Annotated in this window: 28 protein-coding genes and 4 tRNA genes; 25 read left to right on the top strand and 7 right to left on the bottom strand. The window is 59.2% G+C overall.

Annotated elements, in window-relative coordinates:
- Positions 1 to 3 precede the first annotated feature (3 nt).
- Complete coding sequence (locus BTUS_RS16485) at positions 4 to 891, top strand: diacylglycerol/lipid kinase family protein (protein ID WP_052300683.1); 888 nt, start codon at positions 4 to 6, stop codon at positions 889 to 891.
- Positions 892 to 915: 24 nt separating this feature from the next.
- Here BTUS_RS16485 and yyaC read toward each other — a convergent pair whose 3' ends face one another.
- Positions 916 to 1,548, bottom strand: coding sequence for a spore protease YyaC (gene yyaC, locus BTUS_RS16480; RefSeq protein WP_013077195.1), 633 nt, complete (start codon positions 1,546 to 1,548; stop codon positions 916 to 918).
- Between the two features lie 92 nt (positions 1,549 to 1,640).
- On the opposite strand from yyaC, the gene BTUS_RS16475 reads away from it, so the two are divergent.
- The 9 genes from BTUS_RS16475 to dnaB all read left to right on the top strand — a co-directional run bounded on the left by BTUS_RS16475 (position 1,641) and on the right by dnaB (position 7,562).
- A complete protein-coding gene (locus BTUS_RS16475) occupies positions 1,641 to 2,180 on the top strand; it encodes a hypothetical protein (RefSeq protein ID WP_013077194.1) in 540 nt (179 codons plus the stop codon).
- A gap of 91 nt (positions 2,181 to 2,271) precedes the next feature.
- Positions 2,272 to 2,508, top strand: coding sequence for a DUF951 domain-containing protein (locus tag BTUS_RS16470; protein WP_013077193.1), 237 nt, complete (start codon positions 2,272 to 2,274; stop codon positions 2,506 to 2,508).
- A gap of 126 nt (positions 2,509 to 2,634) precedes the next feature.
- On the top strand, positions 2,635 to 3,735 hold the full coding sequence (ychF, locus tag BTUS_RS16465) for a redox-regulated ATPase YchF (RefSeq protein WP_041304527.1): 1,101 nt from the start codon (positions 2,635 to 2,637) through the stop codon (positions 3,733 to 3,735).
- Between the two features lie 162 nt (positions 3,736 to 3,897).
- Positions 3,898 to 4,185, top strand: coding sequence for a 30S ribosomal protein S6 (rpsF, locus tag BTUS_RS16460; RefSeq protein ID WP_013077191.1), 288 nt, complete (start codon positions 3,898 to 3,900; stop codon positions 4,183 to 4,185).
- Positions 4,186 to 4,201: 16 nt separating this feature from the next.
- Complete coding sequence (locus tag BTUS_RS16455) at positions 4,202 to 4,666, top strand: single-stranded DNA-binding protein (RefSeq protein WP_013077190.1); 465 nt, start codon at positions 4,202 to 4,204, stop codon at positions 4,664 to 4,666.
- Between the two features lie 45 nt (positions 4,667 to 4,711).
- Positions 4,712 to 4,942 carry a 30S ribosomal protein S18 gene (rpsR, locus tag BTUS_RS16450; RefSeq protein WP_013077189.1) on the top strand — a complete coding sequence of 77 codons (231 nt, stop codon included), beginning with the start codon at positions 4,712 to 4,714 and terminating at the stop codon, positions 4,940 to 4,942.
- A 464-nt stretch (positions 4,943 to 5,406) separates the two neighbouring features.
- Entirely contained in the window at positions 5,407 to 5,718 is a 312-nt protein-coding gene (locus BTUS_RS18600) for a MazG-like family protein (RefSeq protein WP_013077188.1), read from the top strand.
- A 31-nt stretch (positions 5,719 to 5,749) separates the two neighbouring features.
- Entirely contained in the window at positions 5,750 to 6,193 is a 444-nt protein-coding gene (rplI, locus tag BTUS_RS16440; RefSeq protein WP_013077187.1) for a 50S ribosomal protein L9, read from the top strand.
- 16 nt (positions 6,194 to 6,209) lie between these two features.
- A complete protein-coding gene (gene dnaB, locus BTUS_RS16435; protein ID WP_013077186.1) occupies positions 6,210 to 7,562 on the top strand; it encodes a replicative DNA helicase in 1,353 nt (450 codons plus the stop codon).
- A gap of 27 nt (positions 7,563 to 7,589) precedes the next feature.
- Here the strand turns inward: dnaB and BTUS_RS16430 are convergent, their stop codons facing one another.
- Positions 7,590 to 9,737 (bottom strand): cell division protein FtsA, encoded by a 2,148-nt coding sequence (locus BTUS_RS16430; protein WP_013077185.1) that lies wholly within the window; start codon positions 9,735 to 9,737, stop codon positions 7,590 to 7,592.
- A 231-nt stretch (positions 9,738 to 9,968) separates the two neighbouring features.
- Here BTUS_RS16430 and BTUS_RS16425 point away from each other — a divergent pair, with 231 nt between their 5' ends.
- From BTUS_RS16425 to BTUS_RS16405, 5 genes are all read left to right on the top strand, one after another.
- A complete protein-coding gene (locus tag BTUS_RS16425) occupies positions 9,969 to 11,264 on the top strand; it encodes an adenylosuccinate synthase (protein ID WP_013077184.1) in 1,296 nt (431 codons plus the stop codon).
- Positions 11,265 to 11,398: 134 nt separating this feature from the next.
- Positions 11,399 to 11,474, top strand: a tRNA-Lys gene (locus BTUS_RS16420).
- 65 nt (positions 11,475 to 11,539) lie between these two features.
- Positions 11,540 to 11,614, top strand: a tRNA-Val gene (locus BTUS_RS16415).
- Between the two features lie 12 nt (positions 11,615 to 11,626).
- Positions 11,627 to 11,703 (top strand) — tRNA-Asp (locus BTUS_RS16410).
- 30 nt (positions 11,704 to 11,733) lie between these two features.
- A tRNA-Phe gene (locus BTUS_RS16405) sits at positions 11,734 to 11,809 on the top strand.
- Between the two features lie 72 nt (positions 11,810 to 11,881).
- On the opposite strand, the gene BTUS_RS16400 is transcribed toward BTUS_RS16405, so the two are convergent.
- Complete coding sequence (locus tag BTUS_RS16400; protein ID WP_013077183.1) at positions 11,882 to 12,253, bottom strand: hypothetical protein; 372 nt, start codon at positions 12,251 to 12,253, stop codon at positions 11,882 to 11,884.
- A 219-nt stretch (positions 12,254 to 12,472) separates the two neighbouring features.
- On the opposite strand from BTUS_RS16400, the gene BTUS_RS16395 reads away from it, so the two are divergent.
- Entirely contained in the window at positions 12,473 to 13,258 is a 786-nt protein-coding gene (locus tag BTUS_RS16395; protein ID WP_013077182.1) for an MBL fold metallo-hydrolase, read from the top strand.
- On the opposite strand, the gene BTUS_RS16390 is transcribed toward BTUS_RS16395, so the two are convergent.
- Complete coding sequence (locus tag BTUS_RS16390; RefSeq protein ID WP_013077181.1) at positions 13,243 to 13,461, bottom strand: hypothetical protein; 219 nt, start codon at positions 13,459 to 13,461, stop codon at positions 13,243 to 13,245. The genes BTUS_RS16395 and BTUS_RS16390 overlap by 16 nt on opposite strands.
- 266 nt (positions 13,462 to 13,727) lie before the next feature.
- Between BTUS_RS16390 and BTUS_RS16385 the strand changes: the two genes are divergently transcribed.
- The 8 genes from BTUS_RS16385 (at position 13,728) to BTUS_RS16355 (ending at position 21,745) form a co-directional block, all read left to right on the top strand.
- The gene (locus BTUS_RS16385) at positions 13,728 to 14,426 is read left to right on the top strand and encodes an IS607 family transposase (RefSeq protein WP_013077180.1); all 699 of its coding nucleotides are present in this window, start codon (positions 13,728 to 13,730) and stop codon (positions 14,424 to 14,426) included.
- Between the two features lie 28 nt (positions 14,427 to 14,454).
- Positions 14,455 to 14,640 carry a hypothetical protein gene (locus BTUS_RS18730; RefSeq protein ID WP_052300682.1) on the top strand — a complete coding sequence of 62 codons (186 nt, stop codon included), beginning with the start codon at positions 14,455 to 14,457 and terminating at the stop codon, positions 14,638 to 14,640.
- On the top strand, positions 14,613 to 15,434 hold the full coding sequence (locus tag BTUS_RS18725; protein ID WP_218917976.1) for an IS200/IS605 family accessory protein TnpB-related protein: 822 nt from the start codon (positions 14,613 to 14,615) through the stop codon (positions 15,432 to 15,434). The genes BTUS_RS18730 and BTUS_RS18725 overlap by 28 nt, the downstream gene beginning before the upstream one ends.
- 43 nt (positions 15,435 to 15,477) lie before the next feature.
- Positions 15,478 to 16,635 (top strand): S1C family serine protease, encoded by a 1,158-nt coding sequence (locus BTUS_RS16375; protein ID WP_245543340.1) that lies wholly within the window; start codon positions 15,478 to 15,480, stop codon positions 16,633 to 16,635.
- Between the two features lie 363 nt (positions 16,636 to 16,998).
- A complete protein-coding gene (locus BTUS_RS16370) occupies positions 16,999 to 17,487 on the top strand; it encodes a 23S rRNA (pseudouridine(1915)-N(3))-methyltransferase RlmH (protein WP_013077178.1) in 489 nt (162 codons plus the stop codon).
- A 161-nt stretch (positions 17,488 to 17,648) separates the two neighbouring features.
- Entirely contained in the window at positions 17,649 to 18,698 is a 1,050-nt protein-coding gene (locus BTUS_RS16365; RefSeq protein ID WP_013077177.1) for an ABC transporter substrate-binding protein, read from the top strand.
- Positions 18,699 to 18,828: 130 nt separating this feature from the next.
- Positions 18,829 to 20,472, top strand: coding sequence for an ABC transporter permease (locus BTUS_RS16360; RefSeq protein WP_169307991.1), 1,644 nt, complete (start codon positions 18,829 to 18,831; stop codon positions 20,470 to 20,472).
- Complete coding sequence (locus BTUS_RS16355) at positions 20,384 to 21,745, top strand: ABC transporter ATP-binding protein (protein WP_052300680.1); 1,362 nt, start codon at positions 20,384 to 20,386, stop codon at positions 21,743 to 21,745. The genes BTUS_RS16360 and BTUS_RS16355 overlap by 89 nt, the downstream gene beginning before the upstream one ends.
- Here BTUS_RS16355 and BTUS_RS16350 read toward each other — a convergent pair.
- Positions 21,690 to 22,388: an SGNH/GDSL hydrolase family protein gene (locus BTUS_RS16350; protein WP_013077174.1), complete on the bottom strand. Its 699-nt coding sequence runs from the start codon at positions 22,386 to 22,388 to the stop codon at positions 21,690 to 21,692. The two genes, BTUS_RS16355 and BTUS_RS16350, sit on opposite strands and share 56 nt — an antisense overlap.
- A 203-nt stretch (positions 22,389 to 22,591) precedes the next feature.
- Between BTUS_RS16350 and BTUS_RS18175 the strand changes: the two genes are divergently transcribed.
- Positions 22,592 to 23,026, top strand: coding sequence for a hypothetical protein (locus BTUS_RS18175; protein WP_013077173.1), 435 nt, complete (start codon positions 22,592 to 22,594; stop codon positions 23,024 to 23,026).
- Positions 23,027 to 23,174: 148 nt separating this feature from the next.
- On the opposite strand, the gene BTUS_RS16340 is transcribed toward BTUS_RS18175, so the two are convergent.
- The gene (locus BTUS_RS16340) at positions 23,175 to 23,615 is read right to left on the bottom strand and encodes a hypothetical protein (RefSeq protein WP_013077172.1); all 441 of its coding nucleotides are present in this window, start codon (positions 23,613 to 23,615) and stop codon (positions 23,175 to 23,177) included.
- Between the two features lie 211 nt (positions 23,616 to 23,826).
- Entirely contained in the window at positions 23,827 to 25,017 is a 1,191-nt protein-coding gene (locus tag BTUS_RS16335; RefSeq protein WP_013077171.1) for a pyridoxal phosphate-dependent aminotransferase, read from the bottom strand.
- Between the last annotated feature and the right edge of the window lie 39 nt (positions 25,018 to 25,056).

Genomic DNA, 25,056 nt, shown 5'->3' with positions numbered 1-25,056 from the left:
GTTATGGAAAGATGGTTGTTTGTTGTCAATCCCGTTGCGGGCAAAGGAAAGGCCGCTCGCCGTTGGAATCGTTATTATCGTCATCTGGCAACACTCGGCAAGCATTGGGACGTGTATCATACGAAATCCCCGGGAGATGCCACATGGATTGCGAAGAAAACGGTAGAAGACCGGGCGGCGGACGTTGTCGTGGCCGTTGGAGGCGACGGAACGATCCATGAAGTGATCCAAGGCCTGGCTGGAAGCTCCATTGCCCTCGGAATTCTCCCGGCGGGTACCGGAAACGATCTGGCACGCTATTTTGGGATCAAAAAAGGATTGCGGGCCATCCGACAACTCCAAGGCGCCATCAAACGTCAAGTTGACCTCGTGCAAACACAAAGCGGCGTTTTTATTAACATTGCTGGCACGGGCTTTGATGCGTGGGTGGCGCGGCATGTGAACAACTCGGTGTGGCTGAAGCGATGGGGACCTTTCGGATACGTGGTGGGCGTTGCTGTTGAGTTGCTGTTCTTCAGGCCCCAGCGGGTGGATATTGAAGTGGACGGGACCCTTTACACCTATCGCTCGGCCTGGCTGGTGGCGTTGGGCAACGGATCGACCTACGCCGGCGGGATGCGCATCCTGCCCGACGCGACCATGGAAGACGGCGAACTGGATCTATGTGTGGTGGATGGCCTCTCAAAACCAGAGTTCTGTTTGATCTTTCCGAAGGTATTCACCGGGAAGCATGTCGGCCACCCGTCTGTTCATCTTCACCGGGGAAAACGGATCTGCATTCATCCGGCGACACCATGGCCGGTTCACGCAGATGGGGAAGTATTGCCCCAAGAAACGATGGAGGCGATGGTGTGGCCCGGTTCTCTGACTGTCCTCTGCCCCGCGCCTTGACCTTACATTGACCGGGGTTGGGTTTTAAGGCCCACCCGGGGCGGGGCGGCACGCGGGAAACGGCAGAACCTCGCCTCCAGACCGGAGACGGCGATCCAACCCTGCTGCGAGCCCGTCAGCGATGATACGGGCCATGCGAAATACGAGCTGAAGGCGGGTGTTCTGAAGGACGAAATATTCCATGTAGCCCCCGACATTCACGATGCCGGTGATATGGATGTCCCCCACTGGAGGAAGTTGCTTGTTCACTCCCGCTCCGGGACGAAGGGGACCGTCATGAAGAGAGATCTGACCAATGCTGTTGACCTGCCCCAGGCAGGCGTCTACCGCGATGACAAAGGGAACCGGAGACATGCGGTTCAGCCTTGTGAGGGCTTCGGTCAAGTTTACGGCGTGAACGGGCTCGTCCAACGTACCGAAGATTTGGATCTTGGTGGATTGCAGCGTCTCGGCAAGCCGGCTTCCCACCAGAGGCCCCAATGCGTCGCCGGTGGAGCGGTCGGTGCCCACGCAAATAATGGCCACATCGCGGTCACGGGCCTTTAGGCGAACCGCCTCCCATACTCCCTGGGCCAGAGCTCCCGCGGCGTTTGGATCATCGTAGGCCACGCGTATCGGATAACGCGGCAGATGTTCATCCTGGCGAAGGAACCTCATAGGAGAACCTCCGGAAAATAGATTCATCTCAGTATACGGTTTCCGGCGCGAGGAATATACATAGGACGACTCGGAATGTCGGGGGGACTTGGATGGACGCGCCTCTGTGGATTGCTATGGCGTGGGTGACAATGCGTGGGCTGGGGGTTAGTACCAAGCGCATTCTCCTGGAGCTGGCCTCTACGGCCGCTTTGCTCGTCACCGGAGGTTGGACGTGGCTTCACCTCGATCGGCGCACCGTCCAGGCCATCGGAGGATGGGCGGCAAATCTCACTGCGATGGCGGGCACCGCCTGGCCGGCAGACTCCGGAACTTCCGTACACGCCCTCCCGTCTCTGCGTGAAAGTGCAACCTTCATCGCCGGTGGGCTGACTATCCTCCTTGCCGCGCTTTTGATTGTTTCCGCCATTCACGTCGCACTCGGGGCCATGGAGCGTCCTCGATCGGGTGTCGTCCATCCCAATCTGATTGGCGCTCTCCTTTCTCTTGCGGGCTATACGGGGATCTACTACGGCCTATGGCAGACAGCTTTTCGTCTCACTCGCAGCCCGGAGTTTGCAGCCCTCCTTCCGTGGGTGAAAAATAGCGTATGGTTTGCCCTATTGGGGTCGCCCTCACCTTTTGGCGGGTAACCATGGGGTCCACTTCCCATGGACACGGAAGCCTGGAAACAGTAGACTGAATACGAAGCGGATGTCGAGGTGCCGGAGGGGTGCAGGGACCATGGAAAAGAAGTATCAGCTCGGCGATGTCGTTGAAATGAAACGGACCCACCCCTGTGGAACGAACGCCTGGACGATTATCCGCATGGGGATGGACATCCGTATCAAATGTGTACACTGCGGGAGAAGCGTTTTGTTGCCCCGCGCGAAGTTTGAGCGAAACCTAAAACGCGTGATTCGCACGGAACAACTCGACAGCCCGGGTGGGTCGGGTTTGAGTGCGAAAACCGGAGACTGACTGATCCGGGCGGAGTCGGCCCTTGGGGCTTATTGACCGGAACGCCCCGGCCAAGCCGGGCCAGACACGTTCATTACCATGGGTCTGAGAAAGGGGGCCGGCCGGAGACCGGCCGGAAACGAAAAGATGCCATTACAAGCAGGAATTGTGGGGTTACCGAACGTAGGCAAATCAACGTTGTTCAACGCCATCACCCGCGCTGGAGCGGAAACGGCGAACTATCCATTCTGTACGATCGATCCCAACGTCGGGGTGGTCCAGGTTCCCGATGAACGCTTGGTGCGCCTGGCGGAGTTGTTCCATCCGGGCAAAGTTGTGCCTGCAGTTTTTGAATTTGTCGATATTGCGGGGCTCGTGAAAGGGGCGAGCCACGGGGAAGGTCTTGGAAACCAGTTTCTCTCTCATATCAGAGAGGTTGATGCCATTGTCCATGTCGTGCGGTGTTTTGAAGACCCGGACATCACCCATGTCGCCGGCCGCGTTTCTCCTGTTGACGATATCGAGACGATTAATGTCGAACTCAATTTGGCCGACCTGGAGACGGTTGAACGCCGGATCGAGAAAACTCGGCGATTGAGGAAAGGCGGCGATAAACGGTACGATTGGGAGTTGGCGCTACTTGAAAGGATTCAGCGCCTCCTGGCAGAGGGGAAAGGCGTCCGGGGACAAGGCTGGTCTGAGGAAGAAAGCCAGTTTTTGAGCGATCTTCATCTTCTAACGGCCAAACCGGTCTTCTATGTCGCGAATGTGGATGAACGGGATGTGGCCACGGCCTGGGAGCATCCCATGGTCCAGGAAGTGCGCCGGCACGCCCGGGTGGAAGGGGCAGAGGTGATTCCCGTCAGTGCTCGGCTGGAAGCAGAGATTGCGGAACTTGAAGGTGAAGACCGGGATCTTTTCCTCGCCGAGGCGGGATTACAAGAGTCCGGCCTTGACCGCATCACCCGGGCGGCGTATAAGCTGTTGGGGTTGATCACGTATTTTACCGCCGGAGACAAAGAAGTGAAAGCCTGGACCATCGTGAAAGGGACAAAAGCGCCCCAAGCGGCGGGCGTGATCCATTCCGACTTCGAACGCGGGTTTATTCGAGCAGAGGTCATTTCCTACGAGGACCTTGTCCGAGCCGGGTCCACAGCGGCGGCCCGGGAACAGGGTCTCCTTCGGCTGGAGGGGAAAGATTACGTGGTTCAGGACGGGGATGTGATGCATTTTCGCTTCAATGTCTGAAAGATCCGATCCCCACAGGTTGTTCGAAAAAGAAACCCCGGCCGGTTGCCACCGTGTGTCTGACGTGGTAAACTGGATCATCAGAGGGTTTTTGTGGCGGCTTGATTCGCCCAATCCTCCTTGCTCCCACGGGGGCCATTGTCCACAAGGAGGTGACTGATTATGCGTAACTACGAGACACTGTATATCCTTCGTCCTGACTTGGAGGAAGAAGCGACAGCGGACCAAGTCAAGCGGCTTGCTGAGGTGGTCACCACGGCCGGGGGGGAACTCCAGGAAGTCAATACCTGGGGCAAACGCCGCATGGCTTACGAGATTGAAGGCCACCGGGAAGGATATTATGTGCTCATGAAGTTCGCGTCGGATACCGAAGTGCCGAAGGAGTTGGAGAGAGTGCTCCGCATCTCCGAGCCGGTGCTCCGGTACATCGTCGTGCGCGAGGACGAGTGAGACGGGGGGATCTCCCATGCTCAACCGCATCATTCTGATTGGCCGCCTAACCCAGGATCCGGAGTTGCGGTACACGCCATCCGGGACACCGGTGGCCCATTTTACGCTGGCTGTCGACCGGCCTCGCCTCAACCAGATGGGAGAGCGGGAGACAGATTTTATTAACATTGTGGTTTGGCAGAAACTCGGCGAACTCTGCGCCCAGTACCTTCGCAAAGGACGACTGGCTGCGGTGGAAGGCCGCTTGCAGATTCGCAGCTACGAGAATCGCGAAGGGCAACGCGTGCGGGTGGCGGAAGTGGTGGCCGACAATGTTCGTTTCCTGGACCGTGCTGGTGATCGGGAGGGCGGGCCGAGTGCCCCACCGGTCTCAGGCAGCGGGTGGCCGGAGGAGACCCGTACCCGGGGCACGGGCATGGATGATCCGTTTGAGGGAGACGCCACGCGGATCGATATCTCTGAAGATGATCTCCCCTTCTAAATGGACGAAACGGCTAAGACGAATGAAGAGAAGGGAGGTTTTGCGATGGCGCGCAAGGGCCGAGGAGGTAAGCGGCGACGCGTATGTAATTTTTGCGTGGACAAGATCGATCGGGTGGATTACAAGGATGCCGACCGGCTGCGGAAATACATGACTGAGCGCGGCAAGATTCTCCCGCGGAGGATCTCGGGCAATTGTGCTCGTCACCAACGTCAGGTGACTGTGGCTGTAAAGCGGGCCCGCCAGGTTGCGCTGTTGCCCTATACGGTGGAATAACGCATCAGGATCCATACAGACAAGAAGGGGCGTGCGGGCTGATCCGGGCGCCCCTTCTCGCTGGGGATGCGTGCGAGCAAGGCTCTACGATGAGCAAGGGGTTTCTGCTCGGTTAGGGGCGGGACGACACTTTGAACCCGGTATATCGAGAAGAGTGGGCTTTGGATCGGTGAGGGAGTCGACCAAGGCCCTTTCTAACGGCCTGCTGAGGAATGGGGCGGGGGGATGGTGCCACGGCGGTCGCACGTCCCAACGAGTCTGCCGGATATCGCGAAGGTGTCAGAAGGTCATGGAACATATTTTCCGCTCCTTTAAGGGATCTCCTGCACACCCCTAGCATGTACGCGGAAACTCAAGATATGCCGGGGCGGCGCTCGTGTCAGGTCGGCCTTCGCGGATGCAGGAGGAATTCAGGGGGCGATGTTGAATCCTTTTATCTAGGGCTTCAGAGGGGAGGGGCACCCGTGGCGACCTTTCGCCGGGACGTGGACATCGGTCGACAAGTGAAGTTGATGGAATGGATAAAGATTGAGTTACTCGACCAGGTGTCAGCTCTGTTTCGGGCATGTCATACTGGGGCTGAGGGGCTGATCGCCGACGCTTTGTCGGGCATTTTGATCAGTGTTTATGTCCTGGCTCGGCGGGTTGGCCTCTCCCCTGGGGAGATTGATCGTAAAGCACTGGAAAAGTTAACAAAAACAAAGGAAATCGGTCACGAGGCTGAAACCTGGTTCGGAGACCTCGGGGCGGTTGAAAATCACTTGAGAGGCCGTTAATTTTCCGGAAGCGGCGAATGGGGGGTCAGTGGTGAAAGTTATTTTTCTGCAAGACATCAAAGGCCAGGGCAACGCTGGGGATATCAAAGACGTGTCCGAAGGGTATGCCCGCAACTATCTCCTTCCGAGAAAACTGGCAGTGGAGGCGACGCAAGCGAATCTCCGCGCTTTACAGACCCGGGTGGAGCACAGACAGGCGCAGGAGGCCGAACGTCTGCGCCAAGCTAAAGAAACCGCGGACAAATTAAGCGGCCTCGTCGTGGAGATTACGGCCAAGTCTGGCGAAAACGGTCGACTTTTCGGTGCCGTCACCGGGAAGCAAATCGCCGAAGCTCTGGCGGCGCAAGGCCTCAAGGTGGATAAGCGCAAAATTGAACTGGAGGAGCCGATTCGCCACCCGGGCACGGTGACGGTGCAGGTTCGCCTTCATCCTGAGGTGACTGCGGATATTCGGGTTCGCGTGCTTCCCGTGTAACGGCGAGGGATGAACGGTGAGCGACAGCATGCAAGACCGGGTTCCTCCCCAAAGTGTTGAAGCGGAACAAGCGGTCCTCGGTGCGGCTCTGTTGGACGGGGCCGCCTTTCACTTGGCTCTGGAGCGCTTGACACCTGAGGATTTTTACCGCTCGGCCCATCAAAAGATTTTTCGGGCGATGGCGGAGGTGTCCTCCCGCGGAGAACCTGTGGATCTCGTCACCGTTACGGCCCGCCTCCAGGATGCGGGCCAACTGGATGAATGCGGGGGCGCTTCTTACCTCGCCGAATTGGCCCATATTGTACCGGCGACGGGAAATGTTGAACATTACATCGACCTGGTGCACGACAAATCGGTCTTGCGCCAGCTCATTCGTACAGCGACGCAAATCGCGGCGAAAGGGTACGAACCCGCCGAAGATGTCGCCGATCTTCTGGACGAAGCGGAGCAACGGATTTTTGAAATCACCCAGTCCCGGGTGGTCCGCGGCTTCATTCCGATTCGGGATATTCTGGAACAGGCTTTTGAGCGCATTGAGTATCTATATGCCAATAAAGGTCAAGTTACCGGCGTCCCCTCGGGGTTTCCCGACTTGGATCGCCTGACCTCCGGATTCCAAAAATCGGACCTGATCATCGTTGCGGCCCGGCCCAGCGTGGGGAAGACGGCCTTCGCTTTAAACATTGCCCAGAATGTCGGGGTTCGTTACGGTTTGCCCGTGGCGATTCTCAGTTTGGAAATGTCGAAAGAGCAGTTGGTGCAGCGGATGCTTTCCGCCGAAGCTAATCTCGATGCTCACAAGCTGAGGACAGGCTTTCTGGATGAACAAGACTGGCCGAAACTCACGATGGCCGTGGCCAATCTATCTGAGGCGCCGATCTATGTAGACGACACCCCGGGAATCACCATTGCGGAGATGCGGTCCAAATGTCGACGGCTCAAGGCGGAACGGGGATTGGGGTTAATCGTGGTGGACTACCTGCAGTTGATGCAAGGGAGGGGGCGGGCGGACAATCGTCAACAGGAGATTTCCGAAATATCCCGGGGTTTAAAAGCACTGGCGAGGGAACTGGAGGTACCGGTGATCGCCCTTTCCCAATTATCCAGGTCCGTAGAACAGCGCCAAGACAAACGGCCCCTTTTGTCTGACATTCGCGAATCGGGATCGATCGAGCAGGATGCGGACCTCGTGGCGTTTCTCTATCGCGAAGATTACTACGATCCAGATACCGATCGCAAAAATGTGATTGAAGTGATCATTGCCAAACAGCGAAACGGGCCAACAGGTAAAGTCGAGATGGTGTTCCTCAAGAATTTCAACAAATTTGTCAACCTCGAACGGGTGTCCGCGGGAGAGGGGCCCCCTTGACCGGGGGACCCCGGCGAGGGGAAACGCCTATGTCCAGTAGAGCCGCACATTGTCCCCGGTGTGAAGGGGCGTGGTGAATGTCGCCTCGGCCCCATTGACCTCCACGTGAAACGACCGGGCATCGGCAGGTCGCAACTTCTCGGGATCGATCACTCGAAACAGGTCGCTGATGATCCATTCGCCAACTTGTCCGTCCCAGACTTCCACCCAGTCGTCGCCGTCTCGAAGCGGCGCCCCGGGGTCAGCCGGGCGCCCGTTGCACCGGAACGCCCTATAATCTTCCCCGTCCAATCGTACCAACCGGCCGTTGACGGTGACCGTGAGGGCCGGCCGCCCGGGACTGCGTTCCGGATTCGTGACGAGCCAATCCGCCAGTACCGGAGGCGGAGCTTCCACAATCTCGATCCGGTCCCCCGCGGCCACCACAGTTCCCGGTTCGGCCGCCCCCCCGTTCAATGTCACGATCCAGTTGGGGTGAACGTGCTGAACGGATCTGCCATTCCATGTAAAATGAATTTCTCGTTGGGAGAACGCTTCGGGTCTCCCGACATCTTCAAGCACATCTTGCAACCGCTCGGGGATGTACGCCTCGATCGTGGCCCGGTCAATCACCGGGGTGTCCGGCTTCACCCGGTCTCCGTTCATGAAAATGCGCGGCGGCACGGGCCGGGATTCACCATTCACGTACACCGACAAACTTTGTAAGGGCGGAATCAAATCTTCGATTCGGCACCAAGCGTCTTTCCCGTTTTCTCCGGGTCGCACCTCGATATGATCCCCGCTGGTGACCGGCGAGCCCAGTGTGGCAGGTGAACCATTCAGCCGGATCTCCGGCCCTGACCCCGGTGAGCCCGGAAGAATGCGCCTCTCTCCTCCGATGGTCACCGTCAAGGCGGCGCCAGGGCGGCCAAATAGAGAACGGATGTGGATACCCGCTTGAATCAACGCATCCCCCACCGTGAGATCTCGAAAATCGAACAGGTGTACCTCCGCACTGCCGACCCGAACCGCGGCGGTCTGAACCGGATGTTCCAAGGCAGCCAGGGCGATTCCCAGGGGCGTCACACCGTCCGGACCCTTGAGTCTAGCCGGGATTCTGGCGAAACCTGCCACATGCTCCACGGACCGGACAGCGACGCGGTCCGGGGGAAGGCCCAACTTCCGGGCCAGACTCTCCGGCAGCCCCGGTGTCAGGCTTCCTCCGCCGATCAAGAGCACCGCTGCGGGAGGCCGGCCGTTCAGGCTCAGAATTTCCCGGGCAATAAGTTCTGACAGCCCGTTCACGGCGGAGGCCATAGACTGAATGAATTCCGGGCCAGGCACTTTTCGGCTATGACCCAGGACGTCGGTAAAGCGTATTTCCTGATATTGCCAGCTCCGCTTTGCTGTCTCCGCCGTGTCAAAGTCCAAAAGCCAGGTTTCCGCCAGAGCTTCGGTAATTTCGTCCCCTGCACTCGGAACCATTCCGTAGGCGACGACCGTACCCTCTGCGGTCACGGCAATGTCGGAGGTTCCGGCTCCCACGTCCACCAGAACCAAGTTCAGCTTTCGCATGGAGGCCGGGATGAGGGCGTGGATCGCGGCGATAGGCTCCAACGTCAGGGCGCGCATCCGTAGGTCTGCGGCTTCCAAGGCCGCAGCCAACGATTCGACCACCACCTTTGGCAAAAAGGTGCCGATGACCTCGGCGCCGGCCTCCTGTCCTCTTTGCCCGAGGAGATTGCCGATCGCCGTCCCATCGAGTTCGTATTCGACGACGGAATAACCTACACAATGATAACGTCCGGCAGACTCTTCGTCCCCCGCCAATTCTCGGCGAGCCTGTTCCAGCGCTTCTAATTCTAACCCGCGAACAGCGTCCGCCTCTAAACGGGAACCGTTCACGGCGCGAACAGCCTTTCCCCGGCAGGTTTTCAGCGCTCGGCCGGCGGCGGCCACCGCCACGTCCCGAAGGGGACCGACCTTTTTTTCCAACCGTCCCTTGAGACGCCGGATAAGCTCGGCGACCCGGGGTATGTCGTGAATTTGTCCGTCCAACATAGAACGAGTTTCATGTTCCAGAATTTCGACCGCCTTGATCGTTAATCCCTTTGTTCCGGGAATGGCGGTGAGCCCGACGACAGTTCTCGTCCCAATGTCCAGCGCAAACAATGGCTCCGACTTTTCCGAAACCACAATGCTCCCCCCTCTGCGGCCGCAGATGGGCGCATAGCTGTAATTTACCCTTCTATTACATTCGTCGCCTTGGGCGCGCCTCCCTTTAACCCGAACGATTGACGGCGTATGATGGGGAAACGTTCGGGCTTCCGTTGACACGCACGCCGGGGGCTGCTAGACTGGGGGCGGTGACCGCTCTGAGTTGCGCAACCCGCAACGGGGCAGGTTAAGAGACGGAGGTGTCTGCGGGTGGCAACCGTCGTTGTGGTCGGGACCCAGTGGGGCGATGAAGGGAAAGGGAAGATTACCGATTACCTTGCCCAACGCGCTGAAGTGGTCGCCCGGTATCAAGGCGGCAATAATGCTGGGCACACGATTTATCTAGATGGTCAGGAGTACAGATTGCATTTGATTCCATCAGGAATTTTATATCCGGATAAACTGTGCGTCATCGGGAATGGAATGGTGGTGGACCCCGCTGCGCTGGTGGAAGAGATTCGATACCTTGAGCAACGGGGTATGTCGGTGAGCAACCTCCGAATCAGTGATCGGGCTCACGTCGTGCTTCCTTATCACCGGCGATTGGACGAGTTGGAGGAACAACGCCGGGGAAACGGAAAGATCGGAACGACCCGCAAAGGAATCGGTCCTTGTTATATGGATAAGGCGGCCCGGGTGGGAATTCGAATGTGCGACCTGCTCGAACCCGAGGTGTTCGCGGAGAAACTGGCCGACAATTTGGCACAAAAGAATCGTCTTTTCGAAAAAGTCTACGAGGTGGAAGGGTTTCACTTGGACGAGATCCTCGACGAGTATACGGCGTATGCCGAGATACTGCGTCCCTATATTACGGATACGTCGGTGGTTCTTAACCGCGCCATTGACGAAGGCCGAGATATCCTCTTCGAAGGGGCTCAGGCGAGTATGCTCGACATTGACCAAGGCACGTATCCTTACGTGACCGCTTCCAATCCTGTGTCTGGCGGTGTGTGTATCGGAGCCGGGGTGGGCCCGACCAAGATTGACCGGGCAATTGGCGTGGTAAAGGCTTACAGTACCCGGGTTGGCGACGGCCCGTTTCCCACGGAAATGTTTGACGATGTGGGTCGGGAAATTCGGGACAGGGCGGGGGAATACGGGACAACCACGGGTAGGCCCCGCCGCATCGGCTGGCTGGATGCAGTGGTGGTTCGCCACGCTCATCGGGTGAGTGGGCTGGACGGATTGGCGGTGACCCGCTTGGACATTCTGTCCGGTCTCGACGAGTTGAAGATCTGCACCGGCTACCGATACCGGGGACAAGTCCTCGACGAATTCCCCGCGAGCCTGCGGGTTCTTTCGGAATGTGAACCCATCTACGAGACGTTACCGGGATGGCGGGATAACCTCGACACCGTCCGGAGCTACGAAGACCTCCCCGAGGCTGCCCAAGGGTATGTCGAGCGCATCGCAGAACTGGTGGACACCCCGCTCTCGCTGATTTCCACCGGGCCAAACCGTGAACAGACCATCGCCCTGGGCGAAATCTTCGTATCTAGACGCTAGCCTTTTCGGTCGGTATGGGAGACCCCGAGGGAGTCAAAAAAATCCTCTTGGGGTCTTGCATCTGAGCCGGGGGCGTGGTATAGTATAAACCGTCGTCGACGTTCGCCACTCTGCTGGGTGGTTGCGGGGCATGAGAGCCATTAGCTCAGATGGTAGAGCACCTGACTTTTAATCAGGGTGTCGCAGGTTCGAGTCCTGCATGGCTCACCAACACCGGACTGTGCCGAACCGGTACCGTCGCCACCAATGGTGCGGGGATAATAGGAGATCGGGATGGGCGGTTAGCTCAGCGGGAGAGCACTCGCTTCACACGCGAGGGGTCACTGGTTCGATCCCAGTACCGCCCACCATTTTTATGTCTTGGAGCTGTAGTGTAGAGGCCCATCACGCCTGCCTGTCACGCAGGAGATCGCGGGTTCGAATCCCGTCAGCTCCGCCAACGCCGGGTCGACCCGGGGTCGACCTTTGTGGCTCGGTAGCTCAGTCGGTAGAGCAGAGGACTGAAAATCCTCGTGTCGGCGGTTCGATTCCGTCCCGAGCCACCATTGGTTGAATCGATTGAAAAGCCACCTCTCCGTCCTGGAGGGTGGCTTTTTTTCTAGGAGGTCCTGGGTTGATCAAACTTTTGCCCCGAAACTTCGCAGTAGGTTGAGCACCCCTTCGGTTTCATTGTCGGGAACGACGGCGGTGACCAACCAGTTGGTCCCGATGGCATCTGGGTCCTCTTGGTCCGCCATGCCCGAGGCCGACGGATGGACGGCTGCCAAGGGGCTTTCGTCCCGGTCGATAACTCCGTTTCCGAGGGTGAGGTTGGCGAGGCTGGGGATGTGCCCAGAGATCGTGGTGTGATGCAGAGGAGCCGGCCCTTCGGGAAAGGAGCTGACGGAAGCTAGCTGCACCTCTGAGAATCCTCGTTGCCGCAGGGTATTCGCCGCGTGACAAGCCCTTTCAAAAGAACGAAAGTATGCGAGAATCGATCGCTCGCCCATGGTGCCCCCTCCGATCTGTGGGTGGTCAAGCCGAAACTTCCCGCCCTTACAACCACAGTGTTCCCCGTTGGGATGTATTTTAGGGGCCCCTCGCCCCATTACGGTGTCCGCAACTGCAAAGACTTACCCGGCACGGGTTGCCAAATCGGCCCCCCGCCGGCACAATAGAAGGGGACATGGAAAAGAGCGGGTCAGGTTTTCGGAGGAGGCGTCGATGGCGTGTTTTCTTTCAGTGTGCTGGCGAGCGGAAGCTCCGGAAATGCAGTACTGGTCTTGGCGGACGATGTGCGCCTCCTGATCGATGCCGGGATCAGCGCTCGGCGATTGGACCGCTCCCTGCAGCAGCACGGGGTCAACCCGGACCAGTTGACGGCGGTGGTGGTGACCCACGAACACCGGGACCACGTCCATGGATTGCGGGTGTTCGCCCGGCGCCATGCGGTGCCGATCTGGGCCACCGGAGGGACCTGGACGGAACTCGGTGATCTTTCCGCCGAGGTTGGCAGTGAACGCTGTTTTACGCTCACAGCGGGAAAGGTGGTTTATTTTGGCGGGGTTGCTGCAGAACCGGTCGCTGTCTCCCATGACGCCCGGGAACCCGTGATGTTTTGCTTTCATCACGAGGGGAAAAAGCTCGTGCTGGCCACAGACCTGGGTTTTGTCGGGGACCGCTTGCGCGGCGCCATCGCCGACGCGGATGCGTATATTCTCGAATCTAACCACGATGTCGGGATGCTGCGGGCCGGTACCTATCCGTGGCACCTGAAGCGGCGAATCCTGGGGGACAAAGGGCATCTGTCCAACGAAGCGGCGGGGGAGACCCTGGCCGAAGTGATCGGCAACCGGACAACCCGGGTGGTGTTGGCCCACCTGAGTGAAGAAAACAATGCGCCGCAGGTCGCAAGAACCGCGGTACAAGCCATTTTGATGCAGGAAGGTCTGGGGCATCTTCCGATTGAGGTGGCTCCGAGACACGAGTCGACGCCTCTTTATGCCGTGGGGTGATCTCCCGATTGAAGGGCCTTGGGTTTGCCGTGGCCGACCCGGGCGTCCAACTCCCGAACCTTGCGAAGGATTTCCTCTCGTTTTGCCACTCCCGACTCGATCAACCATTCCAATAAAGCGGTCAATAACAAGGTGTTCTGATACTCCGTTTCCTTGAGATCGGCAATCAGGGCCGCCCAGTCGGGCGCTGGTTGTGTCGCCACACTTGTTTCCCCCTCTCAGCCCCGTACACCAGCATTCTCGTCCATGACAGATGGTTCTATACACAACAAATCCACCAGATCTCCACCGCTTTTCCAAAGGGCTGAATCTTCGCCGACGAATGCGTTCTTTCATTGAGAAAGGGCGCTGCCAGTCGGTATAATGGAGGCAGTCGGGCTGTCAAGGGCATGCTCGGCTCGGGATAAGGAGGTTTAAAACGGATACAAATTATGTGTGTGAATCATGGTGAATATGGTAATATAAAACCATGAGATACTACTCGATCGGCCAAGTCGCTAAGTTGTTGGGCGTGTCTGTCGATCGCGTTCGAGCGTGGGAAAAGCAGGGCAAGATCCGCTGTATTCGATTGCCGTCCGGGCACCGGAGGTATCCCGAAGAAGAGGTGAGACGAATTCTGGGGCAACCCCCGGTGGCAGAAGGCGGGGGGCGGGTGGCGGTCTATGCGCGGGTCTCCACCCGCAAGCAGGCGGAAGCGGGCCATCTCCAGCGGCAGAAGGAGCGGCTGCTGGCCCATGCGGCTCTCAAAGGTTACCGGGTGGTTCACGTGTTTGACGATATGGCGTCGGGGCTGAACCCGAATCGCCGGGGACTGAAACGATTGGTCAAGACCCTGGAGAATCGGGAAATCGACCGGGTGCTGATTGAGTATCCCGACCGGCTGGCGCGATTTGGGTTCGAGTACCTGGAGTGGATCACCCGGATGTGCGGGGCGAGCATCGAAATCGTGGCCGAGAAAGAACCGGAGGACGCACACAGCGAGTTGGTGCGGGATTTATTGGCCATCGTCACGTCGTTTTCCGCGAGGCTTTACGGAGCCCGGGGCGGGCGCGCGGTTCGCAAACGGTTTCGGGAGTGGATGAAGGATGCCGAGGCTGAAGCGAGAGGGCATGAGTCTCACGATCTGCGGGGAGTGGTTCCCGGAGACAGGGGGACTCCCCCGGTCTGAGGCGTGGGCCCGGGGAGAGGAAACCGCCTTGGAGACGGAGATGCGGCTGTTTGGGTCCTGCATGCGGTGGGCGTTTGGCAGGTTGCAGGAAGGCCTGTCCCGGGAGGAGATCAAGAAACGGGGGCAGGTGCTTTTTGGCCTTAACTCCCGGTATGTGGACGACGCCCGGCTGAAGGCCCAGGCGGTGTGGGACTCGCAAAAGGAGCTTCTCTGATCGGGGTGCTGGCGAAGGTCGTGGTGGATATGGCCCAACTCCTGGGGAAACCGCTGGTGATGGAAGATTTGGCGTTTGGGAAAGACCGGCTGGACACGGACCGGCGGTTCAACCGGATGGCGAGCCAGTTTCCGTATGCAAAGGTGTCGGAAGCCCTGCTGCGGCGGGCGTGGAAAGAGCGGGTCGGGGTCAAGGCCGTCAATCCCCGGCACACCTCCACCATCGGGCACTGGAAGTATGAGAGGCGCTACGGGGTGGTGATCCATTGTTCTGCGGCACTCACCATTGGCCGCCGGGCGCTGGGGTGCCGGGAGAAAATCACCCGGGAATTGCGGGAGAGGATTCACAAGCTGAAGGCGCAGAAGGGTCGGTTCTTGCCGAAGGAAGGACAAGGGATGACCCGGAGTGTCAAAGCCCTCTTGGGACGGCTGGAGAAGAACGTGGTTGTGCACAATGGGTTGGCCACGTGGCAACAAGAGCGATTTCAAGAGATTGGCGTTGGCGCTTCGGTGACCCGTTTCGCCGGGATCGGGAAAACCGGTAGGCGTCCTGACAGGACGCAGGAGGCGGGACCGGAAGGTTCCCAGGGTCCGGTGCCGTTTGTTGCGGAACGTGGGTTCCCGCAAGGCCGTGCAACGGACGTCCGGACTCTGCCGTTCTCCTGTTCGGGTGGGACTCCCGGGCCGAGGTCTCCTGTCGCGTGTCCGAAGGGACAAATCCAACATCCGGAAGGAGGCGAACGCCTGGTCTGGAGGCCGGTCTGCTGGAATCTCAGATTCAAGCAGATTTTTTGAACCAGGTTTGACGATGGGTTTCTACGATACGGATGCGGAAGGCATGAGGCCCAGACGTCGTGGTCCGCTGTCGTGGCTAGCCGTGATCGTGGTGTCGGCGATGATCGGGTCGATTGCGACCATGCTTTTTCTTCCAGCGATGATACGGAGTCATCTATTGAGTTTGCCAGTCGCCCAAGCGCCCGGGACGAATCTCTCGCCGCCTTCCGGTGTACAACAGACCGTGAGTTATACTGTCGACACGGGGATCGTCCAAGCGGTGAATAAAGTAAAGCCGGCCATTGTCGGAGTTGTCAACGTGGCCAAGGTGCCCGACTTCTGGCGTGGTCAAGTGGTCCAAAAGGACCAGGGAGTGGGGTCAGGGGTGATTTTTGACCCCCGGGGCTACGTGGTCACGAATAATCATGTGGTCGAAGGGGCCAGCGCCGTGGAGGTGGTCCTGGCGAACGGACAGCGAGTGAAAGCCTCCATTGTGGGCACAGATCCGCTGACCGATCTGGCCGTTCTCCGCATCCCCGCTGACCAAGTCAAGGCGGATATGGTGGCTGCCTTTGGGAATTCCGATACGCTTCAGCCCGGTGAACCAGCGATTGCCATTGGCAATCCCCTGGGTTTGGAGTTTCGTCAAACAGTGACCGTGGGGGTGATCAGCGCCACGGGTCGAACCTTGCCCATTACCGATAGTCAAGGCCAGGTAGTGTGGGAGCAAGATGTCATTCAAACGGATGCGGCCATCAATCCGGGCAACAGCGGTGGAGCGCTGTGCAACATCGAAGGTCAGGTGATCGGCATCAACAGTTCGAAGATTACCCAAACCGCCCAGGGGCCGGTGGAAGGATTGGGGTTCGCGATTCCGATTAACGAGGCGAAACCCATCATTCAGCAACTGATCACCAATGGCAAGGTGATCCGCCCGATCCTCGGTATTACTGCCGTATCCCTGCAAGAGTTGCCCCTTGAGAGTCGGCCTCAGGTGCCGGTGGATTATGGAGTGGTCGTCGACCAGCCAACCGCTGGAGCAGCTGCGGCAGGCCTGCAAGAGGGAGATGTGATCGTGCAGGTCGACAACACCGCCGTGCACAACGTCTCTGATTTGCGCAAGGCACTGTTTGTGAAAAAGCCGGGAGATACCGTATCGGTGACCTTTTATCGCGGACAGCAAAAGCTTACGGTGAATGTGAAATTGTCCGCTGCTCCATAGAAGGCGGAGTGTGATCGTATGCCTCAAGGTGCAGAGGCCGGCTTGTGCCGGCCTTCACCGTTTTCAACCCGTCTTCTTTCCCGGGTTTCATGTACCGCGAAATCAAATCGGCAATCTTGGCAGGTGATGGAGCGATGAACCGACGGTCCCATTCTGACGGACTCCGGGTTTCTCCGGGCCCGACGCAGGACCCGGGCTCCGACCTTTGGGCAGCTTGTGGGGAATGCGTGGAATACGTCCTCGACGAATACCTGGAGAAAACTGGTTATGTCCCGAACCTCGAACCGATTTCCTTGACTCCGAACCCCAAGCCATTCTGCGTGCGGTGTGGGGATCCGGCCGATTATCTGCTCGCGCCAGGGGGTGTCATCGATCCAGGTCCACATCCTCGCCGTTGGTAAGCTCAAAGAGCGATATTGGGCGGAAGCCGCTCAGGCTTACCTGAAGCGCCTGTCCTTTTATGCGGATGTCTACCTCGACGAAGTGCCCGACCAGCCCGTGCCCAAAACCCCCAATCCAGGCGAACGCGATGGGGTGTTGGCCGCGGAGGGGGAGGCGCTTCTCGGGCGAATCAAGGATCGGGATTGGGTAACCGCGTTGACCTTGGATGGTCGACGTTGGACGTCCGAACAATTTGCGGAACAATGGCAGGGCTGGATGAGCCGCGGGGCTGCTCGATATGTCTTTGTCGTCGGGGGGACTCTAGGCCTCCATTATCGGGTCACCCGGCGGGCAGATGCCCTTTGGTCTTTATCTCCCCTCACCTTTCCCCACCAAATGGCCCGGGTGATCGTCCTGGAGCAGCTCTACAGGGCCTTCCAAATCCTGCGGGGTGGCACTTATCACCGATGATCAGGTCAATGCCTCCAAGCGCTCCGAGATCGATCTTGATTCATGAGTTCTTTTGAATTTCTCTACTCAATTTTTACTGGACTTCAACGGGGGGTTCATGTTCATTTCCTACCATGGGAAGGAGGTGGGCTGATTACAACCTATCCCAGGAGGTGGACATCGTGCCAGCGTTGAAGACCAGGGCTTTTCAATGGAGTGCCCTCGCCCTTTTGTCGGTTTCGGTGTGGTTGGCGGGATGTGGATCTCAAGGGGCTACGGCCCCGTCGGAGGGTGCAGCTCTGGCCGGCTCCATTTCCGGGGCCTTGCACTTCTACACGTCGCAACCCGACACCGATGCCAACAAATTGGTTCAAGCCTTTAAGGCCAAATATCCCGGGGTTCAGGTGGATGTCTTTCGCTCTGGTACCGAAGAGGTGATCGCTCGCCTCAACACCGAGGCCCAGGCGGGATCGCTGGGGGCGGACGTCATGCTGTTGGCCGATGCCCCGACCTTTGAAGCGCTAAAAAAGAAAGATCTCCTGATGCCCTATCAACCCCCGGGTTCTAACCAGATTCCTCAAGTACTGGTCGATCCTGATCACATGTACACCCCGACGAAAATGATTCCCGTCGGGATCATCGTAAACACCAAGCAGTTTCCGGACCCTTCCGGGGTGGACTGGAAAACGCTCATTGATCCCGCCAATCGCGGCAAAGTGGTGACCCCCAGTGCTCTCTACTCGGGGGCCGCCGCGTACACCGTCGGCGTATTTCGGAATCAATCGGACCTTGGCTGGTCGTATTTTCAACACCTGAAAAACAACGATGTGATGACGGTTAAAGGGAACGGGGACGTGGTGAAACGGGTGGCCACCGGGGAGCGGCCCTTGGGAATCATCGTGGATTTTATGGCTTTTCGGGCTAAGGATCAGGGTTCTCCCGTGGCTTTTGTGTATCCCAAATCCGGGGTTCCGGTGATCACTGAGCCCGTGGCCATTGCGAAGCAAAGCCGCAACCCTGCTGCGGCCAAAGCTTTCGTGGACTTCATTCTCTCCGATGAGGGCCAGAAACTGGAAACGAGTCTCGGGTACATGCCGATCCGCCCCGAGATCCAGCCTCCTGCCGGGCGCCCATCGCCGTCAGACTTGAAAGTTCTCTCCGCACCGACGGAGCAGTTGGCGGCTGAGCGGGATCAAGACAAAAAAGAGTGGAGTGCCCTTTTTGGGAACTGAACGCCGATCCAAAAGAGCCGGGGTAAGCAGAGGATTGTGGCTGCCCGGCGTTCTCCTCATCCTGGTCACTTTATATCCGATGGTCCGACTGGTGTGGACTTCTTTCCAAGGGCCCGGAGGGGGATTCTCCGTGGCGGCCTACCAGGCCGTGATCGGTCATCCCTTGTGGGGACAGGCCTGGCGCAACACAGGGATCGTGATGGGGGCGTCCACCCTTCTGGCCGTAGTCGTCGGGACGGCGGGGGCGATTTTGACGGAACGGACCGACCTCTCCGGTAAACGGGGGCTGCGCCTCCTGTTCTTGATGCCCATGTTTATCCCGTCCTACGTCCTTTCCATTGCCTGGTTGCAATGGGCCGGAGCCGAGGGTTTGTTAAACGCGCTCCCCTTCTATTCCTTTGCCCTTTCCTGGCTGGGCGGGGGTTTAGGGGGGATCTGCGTGGTCATGGGAGCCAGCCATGTCCCCGTGGTGTACCTGCTTGTCGCGGCCGCTCTTCACGCAGTGCCAGGAGATTATGGGCGCGCGGCGCGAATCTCCGGTGCCGGTCCTTGGAAAGCTTTTCTAACGGCGGAGCTTCCCTTGCTCATGCCCGCGGTGGCTTCTTCCGCGTTGATCAGCGCCGCCGGTGCCATGGACAATTTCGGAATTCCGGCTTTTCTCGGCATTCCTCAGAATGTGGTTGTGCTGGCCACGTTTCTTTACCAACTGGCCATTGGACTGGGACCCGGGGCTTTTCGTCAGGCGGCTGCTTTGGCAACTCTGATGGCAATGTTGGCTGTCCTGCTGGTTCTCCTACAGGGGCTTGGTTGGCGGAGTGCCCGTTATCGGCTGACGGGTCCCTCCAGCCCCAAGCCGCCCCTTCCTCTCGGTCGGGGTAAAATTCCTGCTGTTTTCGGACTTGGGTTGTGGTTGGTGTTAACCGCGGTGGGGCCCTTGGTCGCACTGCTGCTCACGTCGGTGACGCCGGCCTATGGGGTTCCTCTCACATGGAAAAATATTACTACTGAGCACTACTTGGCGGTGTGGTACGCAATCCCTGCCGTTCTTACGGGGTTTTGGAACAGTCTGAGCCTCAGCATCCCCACGGCTCTTCTGGTCCTGTTTCTGGCCCGGCCGATCGGGAAGGCCCTGGCCAGGGGGAGTGCGCCGGCAGCCCGGGGCCTGGACATCCTGGGGGTGATTCCTTATGCGCTTCCGGGCATGGTAATCGCTTTGGCCGTGCTGTTGACGTACTGGCGACCGTGGCCTGGAGTGGATCTTGCAGTCAGCGGCTGGATTCTTCTTCTTGCCGCTTATATCGCTCGGTTTTTCACCCTTGGCGTTCGGGTCTGGGTGGCGGCTTGGGTCCGCGTGACTCCGGAGCTTGAAGAAGCGGCCCGAATCAGCGGTGCTTCTGAAGGCAAGACCCTTCGCCACATCATGTTTCCCCTTCTCCGGCGGGATGTGATGGGAGGGGTTCTACTGATCGCCATGTTCGCCTTCACGGAACTCACGGTGTCCTCTCTTCTCGCCGGGGCGGATGGGATGACCATCGGCATGGCACTGTTTAATCTCGAATCGGGTGGATACACCTTGGAGAGTGCGGCCCTCGGGACGATTCTGACGGTGCTCAGCACCGGGGCTGCGGCCCTGATGATGACGAATCCGGCGTCCGGGGCGATCTACGGAGAAAGGGGGGTGAGCGATGGCATTGATCCGCATCGAAGGGCTGCGCAAAAGGCTGTGGGTGGATCGGAATCGCCCTTCAATGCAGACGGATCAGTCCGGGGATGAAAGGGGGAACCCGGGAGCGGATCAGACGCTGGGCTCAAGGACGGTGTACGCCCGCGGAGACGTTGACCCCGGGAGCTGTATACGCCAAAATTCCCTTGATGCGAACGAGAGGGTAGCGCTGGAGCTTCGAGAGGTCAGCTTGACCTACCCAGGGTCCCGGGAACCCGCGGTGAATGAAGTTTCTCTCTGCGTGCGTCCCGGGGAGTTCGTGGTGATCCTCGGTCCGTCCGGATGTGGGAAAAGCACCCTCTTGCGCCTCATCGCCGGATTTGAAGCGCCCGACCGGGGGGAAGTGGTGATCGCTGGCCGACGGGTGAGCCGGGCCGGGGAGGAGTCACTGCCGCCCGAGAAACGGAAGATCGGCATGGTCTTTCAGTCGTATGCTTTGTGGCCGCACAAAACAGTCCGCAAAAACTTGAGTTTTCCGCTGGAACAGAGACCCATTGGAAAAAATGAACGGGAGAAACGGGTGGATGAAGCCATCGAGCGTTTCCAGCTCCACGGCCTCGGCCATCGACTGCCCGCACAACTGTCGGGCGGCCAGGCACAGCGCGTGGCATTGGCCCGGGCCCTGATCGCCGAGCCTCCCCTTGTGCTCATGGACGAACCCCTCAGCAACCTCGATGCGGTTCTCCGCCAAACCATGTTAGAGGAGCTGGAGGCCATGAAAGGGAGCTGGGCGCCCGCCGTGGTGTACGTCACCCACAACCGGGAGGAGGCCATACGCCTTGGGAATCGGATCCTCGTCTTCCAGCGAGGCCAGTTGCTGCAGGATGGATCCCCTGCGGATATCTACCATTCACCGCAAACGACGTTTGTGGCAGATTTCGTTGGAGAGTCGAATTATATCAAAGGGCGTGTGGAATCCGAGGCGGCCCCGGGCTTATTTTTAGTGCGCACCATGGATGGGGCCCTGCTTCCGGCCCGGGGAGCCCGGGGGGTTGTGACCAACCGCCCGGTAACCCTGCTTGTTCGGCCCGAGTGGGCCTCCTTGGTTGCCGCCTCGTCCGATTCCAGGCCAGGCGACACCGGCGACCTCAACCCAGAGGCATTCCCAGCTGAAGAATCTCCGGCGTTCGTCACGTCGATTCGCTACCTCGGGCAGACCTCCACCTACACCATTGCCCGGAAAAATCGCACATTTACCGTCACAGATCTGGGAGGACCCCGCTTCCACCCCGGGCAGGCCGTCTCCCTCCGCATCCACGACGCCTGGATCATGCCGGATGCAGCCGACCCGGATCCCGCGCCGGTTGGATGGCCCCGGACGTAGCCATCGCCTCGAGGAACGCCCCGGCGATCGCCCGGTGGCCCGCAGGGTTTGGGTGCACCGGGCGACGCCAGGGGATGCGTTGCCCATCTCCGAGCCGGCCCCGGCGATAACCCTCAATCCACTCGGGCTGCCGCCCTTCAAACAACAGGTGCAGAGGCACGATCACGGTGCGCCCGCTTGCTTGGGGAAGAATCACGCGCTGATTGAATTCGGCCACCGCCCAGCAGGCGAGGTGACTTTCCGGATACGGGTTATACACCGAACCCAGGAACACCCAACCGCTCGTCTGGGTTTTCACCCTCGCCAGTGCCGCGGCCAGATTCCGGCGGGATTGCTCCAGGAGTACAGGCAGGCGGTCCGGGCGGACGATGACCGTCCCCGCCCTCCACAAAAGGTCGTTCCCTCCGATCGTCATCACCACGATGCTTGCTTGGGGGAGCGGTTCCAGGCGGGTCTGGTGCATCAAGTCGACGGTCCGCATTCCCGGGCGGGCCAGCATCCAGGCTCGCCACGGTTTTGCGGTGGCGTCGTGCAGGCAGCGCGTTAATTGACCCACGTAGCTTCGCTCGGGACGCCCGGCTCCCACTCCTGCGGTGATCGAGTCCCCCATTCCCAACAAGACCTCCGGAATCGACGTGTCCATCCTCTTCGCCCCCAGTACTTCTCGTCCCACAGTGGTCTTTTCCGTTGTATGATGCCGCCTGCGAGGATGGCACGACGGACTCCCAAGGACGGGCTGTGGTTTGTGATCTTGTGCTCCAAAAACTCGGGCGTTTATGCGAGTCCAATCGCTTCTCGTTCCCATAAACTGAAGATGAACCGCGGCCCCGGAAAGGAGGAACCATCGTGGCCAAAGGAAAGAAATCCACCCCTTCCAAAGCTCCAAGGAAATCGCCGACGGGACGTGGCCCGGCACCGGCACTAGGTCCAGGTCCGACAACACAGGCGGCTGCCCCGAAAAGCGGGATCGACATCCTCAAGGAGAACATTCAGCGCGTCGGCAAAGACGGGCTCATCAACATGCTCAACGACGTGAAGAATGCCCGCCCTGAGGACTGGCAGAACCCCGAACGCGTCAAAGAAATGGCCCGGCGTTTTGCCCAGCAGTTCCACATCCCGGTGTCCGAAGACCGCCTCAATGCCTTCGCGAAAGCCTTCCAGGACGCCACCCGGACCGGACGTCCGGTGACCGTTGAAGAGTTGGCGAAAAAATACGGAGGCGATCGGGTGGACGACGCGACCATCAAAGAAATGAAAAAATATATCCCGAAAGTCCCGTAATCATGCGAGGAGGGTTGCACCCGTTGGGCGGCGCAACCCTCGTTTTATGGATCCAACTCCTTTGCAGCCCCGGCGATCCCCAGCCGCGGTCTCACGAACACCACGGCGGCGGTGCCAGGCCCGGGGCTTGGGCCGGGTTTCTCGTTCCTCACGAGCCCTCCGACGGGGGTGGAGCTTGACCATCCCCGCCGATTCGCTCGAACAACCGGTTTCCAATGGGGGAGTTGAGCAGTGCCCCGAGAATCGTGGCCAAATCCGCCGTACTCAAATTTCGCCCCCGGTGTTGGATCAATTTTTGCAGAATCCCAGATTCATTCAACGAATTGGCTGTGGAGAACAGGGTTTCGATCATCGTATCGGCCTGCTGGACATACTGAAGCGCCTGTTTGGTGAGCTTCCGCAGGTTTCCAAGGGAGTTGATCGAATCCTGGATAAACCGAGGGGACAGGCGTACGGAGGGCAATGTGGCTGGCGAGTCTGCTTTAAGCGATTTTTTCGCCGTCCCGGGGCTTTGGCCCGACTTGCGCGCCGGAGATGGCGTCCGACTGCGCGGTGCCGGCACCCTGGACGACCGAGGACTACTTTTCACGACCGCCACCTCCCTTTCCCGCAGCTTCTCTCACCATCCTATGGGTGGAGGCGACCTGGGGTGCTGGGCTGTCCGCCCAATGGCGAGGGGCGGATCTGGGGCTCCGACCAGTGTTAAAACGGTGCCCCGCAAACGGCTGTGCCGCTCCGGGGCGCCCCATGTTCCTTCATCTGCGCCGGGCCAAAGGTCCTTTCCCGGCGACCCCCTCTTTCTAGCGCTCCACTTCCCCGAGGAACGCCTCCATCCTTTCCATGGCGATCTCCAGATCCACCCGGGACACCGCGTAAGAGAGCCGAATATTGTTCGGCGCCCCGAATCCCGAACCCGGGACCAGGGAAACCCGGGCCTCCTCCAACAGCAATTCGCACAACCGGTCCGACGTATCGATCGTCTGACCCCGATACCGCCCCCCCAGCAGCCGCGACACGTTCGGGAACAAGTAGAATGCCCCCTCCGGCTCCGCGCAGGAGATGTAAGGCATCCGCCTGAGCCGCTCCAACACATAATCCCGCCGAGCTCGGAATTCTTCCACCACATCGGGATCAAAATGGTCCAGGGCCACCACCCCCGCCTTTTGCGCGATGGATGTGGGATTTGACGTGCTCTGGCTCTGCAGGCTGGTCATGGCCTTGATCACATCTTTTGGGCCGGCGGTGTAACCGAGCCGCCACCCGGTCATCGAAAAGGCTTTCGAGAAGCCGTTGACCACCAGGGTCTTCCGAAAAATCTCTTCGTCCAAAGATGCGATACTCACGTGCTCCACGCCGTAGATCAGCTTCTCATAAATCTCGTCGCTGATGACGTAACAATCGGCCGGGCGCAGAACCTCCGCCAAGGCCTCCAGTTCTTCCCGGCGATACACGGCTCCGGTGGGATTGCTGGGGCTGTTGAGGATCACCGCCTTCGTCTTTGGCCCCAAAGCTTCTTTTAATTGACCCGGCGTCACCTTAAAACCGGTGGACTCATCGGTCGGCAAGATCACCGGGACTCCTCCGGCCAGCCGGACTTGTTCGGGATACGTCACCCAATAGGGAGCAGGGATAATCACCTCGTCCCCGGGATCCACCAGGGTAAGCATAATGTTGAATAAAGAATGTTTCGCCCCCACCGAGACGAGAATCTCGTCCGGCTCATACCGCAAGCCATTTTCCTGTTCCAACTTCTGGCTGATCCGCCGGCGCAGCTCCATAATGCCGGCCACCGCCGTGTACTTCGTGAACCCGGCCGCGATCGCCCCCACCGCCGCCAAAGAGGCTTCGGGAGGGGTCTCAAAATCCGGTTCCCCCACGCTGAGGTTGATCACCTGTTCACCGCGGCTGACCATCGCCTTGGTCTTCGCATCAATGGACAACGTCGGAGAAGGAGCAATTCCCCGGGCCCTCGCCGACAACGACAAACCCATCTGTTTAGGCCCCCCCCAGCTCGGCGGGCAATGATTGCC

It is taken from the genome of Kyrpidia tusciae DSM 2912 (genome assembly GCF_000092905.1).
GTDB lineage: Bacteria > Bacillota > Bacilli > Kyrpidiales > Kyrpidiaceae > Kyrpidia > Kyrpidia tusciae.
Note: the sequence above shows the minus strand (reverse complement) of the source record. Positions and strands in the feature narration are given on the sequence as shown.